Annotated in this window: 4 protein-coding genes; 3 read left to right on the top strand and 1 reads right to left on the bottom strand. The window is 46.9% G+C overall.

Annotation, left to right across the window (positions count from 1 at the left end; genetic code table 11):
- The coding region (locus F6K20_RS30110; RefSeq protein WP_287297149.1) for a photosynthetic reaction center family protein at positions 1 to 751 on the bottom strand (751 nt) is incomplete at its 3' end.
- A gap of 487 nt (positions 752 to 1238) precedes the next feature.
- Between F6K20_RS30110 and F6K20_RS30105 the strand changes: the two genes are divergently transcribed.
- From F6K20_RS30105 to F6K20_RS30095, 3 genes are all read left to right on the top strand, one after another.
- The gene (locus F6K20_RS30105; RefSeq protein ID WP_008183311.1) at positions 1239 to 1805 is read left to right on the top strand and encodes a photosystem I assembly protein Ycf4; all 567 of its coding nucleotides are present in this window, start codon (positions 1239 to 1241) and stop codon (positions 1803 to 1805) included.
- Positions 1806 to 1910: 105 nt separating this feature from the next.
- Positions 1911 to 2672: a peptidylprolyl isomerase gene (locus F6K20_RS30100; protein ID WP_008183313.1), complete on the top strand. Its 762-nt coding sequence runs from the start codon at positions 1911 to 1913 to the stop codon at positions 2670 to 2672.
- A gap of 18 nt (positions 2673 to 2690) precedes the next feature.
- The coding region (locus F6K20_RS30095) for a beta-ketoacyl synthase N-terminal-like domain-containing protein (RefSeq protein WP_287297147.1) at positions 2691 to 3424 on the top strand (734 nt) is incomplete at its 3' end.

The raw sequence follows: 3424 nt of genomic DNA, 5'->3' as shown, positions 1-3424 counted from the left end.
TGTTAGCGGTGACCATTGAGTAGGTCTCTTCCGCTTGGGTCGGGTTGAACGCCCGGAAGGTATTGGCTTTGTCACCATCCTGGAACAGGGTATTTTCCACCGTTGCCCCATGAATGGCACACAGCAGAGCACCACCGAGTACCCCAGCTACGCCCATCATGTGGAAGGGATTCAGTGTCCAGTTGTGGAAGCCTTGCAGGAACAGGATGAAACGGAAGATACCCGCTACTCCGAAGCTAGGAGCAAAGAACCAGCTGGACTGTCCCAACGGGTACATCAGGAACACGCTGACAAATACTGCAATCGGCGCACTGAATGCGATCGCGTTGTAGGGTCTAATGCCTACTAGACGAGCAATTTCAAATTGCCGCAGCATGAACCCAATCAGACCAAATGCTCCGTGGAATGCTACGAAGCTCCACAACCCTCCTAGTTGGAACCAGCGAGTCAAGTCTCCTTGGGCTTCTGGTCCCCACAACAGCAGTAGGGAATGTCCCAGACTGTTGGGAGGAGAGGACACTGCTACGGTCAGGAAGTTACAACCTTCTAGGTAAGAAGATGCTAAGCCGTGGGTGTACCAAGAGGTTACAAAGGTGGTACCAGTTAGCCAGCCCCCTAACGCCATGTAGGCACAGGGGAACAACAGAATGCCGGACCAGCCGACGAATACAAAGCGATCGCGCTTGAGCCAGTCATCGAGGATGTCAAACCATCCTCTGGTGCTGGGGGCGCGTCCTACTGCTACTGTCATAGATTCAAATCCTCATACATATAACGATTTGCAAGGATTCAAAATTGGGACGCTTTTACGTCTTTTTAGCGACACTTCCACCCTTTTAGAGGTGGATTTCCCTTAGATTTCAGTGAGGCAAGAGTCACTTTCCTCTTACAGGATGGTCTTTTAACGGGATCCCACAGGCTATCAGGTTAGGCTGTGGTCACTTAATGTTTCTTAAACTATCACGCAGTTAAACCCTTGACTTGATTCTCCCATAAGGAGAGTTGGGTTACAAACGTTACATACAATAATAATAAATACCAAAAATTTTACAAAATTACACATACTCCTCAGATTTTTTTGAGATTTGGTGTCAAAAGTTACATAATTTCCCTGTCTTGGTCAAAAATGTGATACAAGTTCTAGATGAGCTCGCTGGAGTATCCATAACTTACTGATTTACTCTCGGTCCTCAGCACTATTGTCAAGTCAGATTTCATAGAGGCAACCACATCTTCTCATGGCAGCATCCACCAACCAACTGGAAAACCTGGTACTTCGACAATCGGTTCTTGGCTCTCGCCGTTTGAGCAACTATTTAGTGGCAGGAGCTGTATCTATAGGAGGTATAGGCTTTTTCCTGGCAGGGCTTTCGAGTTATCTCAACATGGATCTACTCCCGATTGGAGATGCAACCAACCTAATTTTTATCCCTCAGGGAGTAGCAATGGGTTTCTATGGCGTTGCTGCGCTGTTGCTATCTCTCTACCTATGGCTAACCATTTATTGGGATATCGGCGGAGGCTACAATGAATTTAACCAAGAAACAGGTATGGTCAGAGTAGTGCGGTCTGGCTTTCCCGGTAAAAACCGTGAAGTCGAATTCAGTTGCCGTACAGAAGATGTCCAGTCGATTCGAGTAGACATCAAAGAGGGTCTAAATCCACGCCGAGTCCTCTACGTGCGCACTAAGGATCGTCGGGAAGTTCCTCTGACTCGTGTCGGTCAACCCATCTCCCTTTCGGAATTAGAAAATCAGGGAGCAGAGCTGGCTCGTTTCTTAGGAGTTCCCTTGGAAGGGTTGTAAATTCCTAGGTGGCACACTCCCCCATCAAGTTGCTTCCTGCTTAAATAAAGCTTCTTAAATAATTCAGTAGTATAGGCTACAGAAACCTAGAAAGTTAACAAGATAATGAGAATAAATATCCGGCGCTGGCTATCGGTGATTTTAGTAGTGTTAGGTCTGGTAATAGCAGGATGCAGCAACCCAATGGCAAACTCAACGGAATCATCAACTCCCCAAAACAACCCTACTCCTGCTGAAACCACCAGCAATCCCCAATTCAGCAATTTACCCCGACTAGACAACAAAGCTACTGTTGAGCTGAGGGTAAAAGGCTCACCGATTACTATTGAAGTGGATGGAACCAATGCCCCGATTACAGCTGGCAACTTTGTGGATCTGGTTCAAAAGGGTGTTTATGACGGACTAGTGTTTCACCGAGTGGTAAGGGAACCTCAACCATTTGTTGTCCAAGGTGGTGATCCCCAAGGAAAAAATCCAAAATTCCCAGTAGAGCTTCTGGGCACAGGGGGGTTCATAGATCCACAAACGAAGGAAACTCGCTACATCCCACTAGAAATTAAGCCGAAGGGGGCAGAGGAACCGATATACAGAAAAACCTTTAAGGTAGCCGGAATTAATAGTGATCCTCAGTTGACTCATACTCGTGGTGCTGTTGCCATGGCTCGTTCCCAAATGCCAGACTCAGCCTCTTCACAGTTTTACTTTGCCCTAGCAGAACTGCCTTTCTTGGATGGGGACTATGCTGTATTTGGCTATGTCACTAAAGGTATGGATGTGGTAAACAAAATTCAGCAAGGCGATCGCATTGAATCAGTCAAGGTCATTCAAGGCATCGAAAACCTGAAGAAAGCTGAAGATAAAGAATAACGATCTTTCAACGAATCCGTGCAGGTATGCGTTACTGGGATTGGATTAGTATCTGCTTTAGGCAACCTCAAACCCAGTTGGCAGCATTTGCTAAACGGTGAGTCAGCTATTAGCTGGTATCAACCCTTCGCCAATTTATCACCTCTACCGTTGGCTATGATTGGTAAGACACCAGCTTCTATTGAACAGCTGACCTACCAGGTTGTAGCAGATGCTCTTGAAGATGCTAAATTAACCATCCCTCTCAAGGATTGTGGTGTGGTGATTGGTTCCAGTCGTAGCTGTCAGGCGGCTTGGGAGCAACTAGCCCAGGAACAGATGACTAGTCAGAGCAAACTCGACACCGAACCAGAGTATAAGCGATTCGATATCTTAAATGAGACCTTAACTCTAGAGCATTGGTTAGATACTCTACCCCATCAACCAGCTATTGCTGCTGCCCATTACATCGGTTCCTTTGGGCCAGTCCTAGCACCAATGGCAGCTTGTGCAACAGGAATTTGGGCGATCGCTCAAGGATTTGAATTGATTCAAACTGGTCAATGCCAACGAGTCATTGCTGGTGCTGTAGAAGCACCAATTACTCCTCTAACCCTAGCCGGATTTACTAAAATGGGGGCTCTAGCAAAAACTGGTGCTTACCCCTTTGACAAGCAACGTCAAGGCTTGGTGTTGGCAGAGGGAGATTCTGTCTTGGTATTGGAGTCAGAGGATTTGGCTCGTCGTCGAGCCGCCCCTATCTATGGAAAATA

This window comes from Moorena sp. SIO2C4 (genome assembly GCF_010672485.1).
GTDB classification, from domain to species: domain Bacteria; phylum Cyanobacteriota; class Cyanobacteriia; order Cyanobacteriales; family Coleofasciculaceae; genus Moorena; species Moorena producens.
Note: the sequence above shows the minus strand (reverse complement) of the source record. Positions and strands in the feature narration are given on the sequence as shown.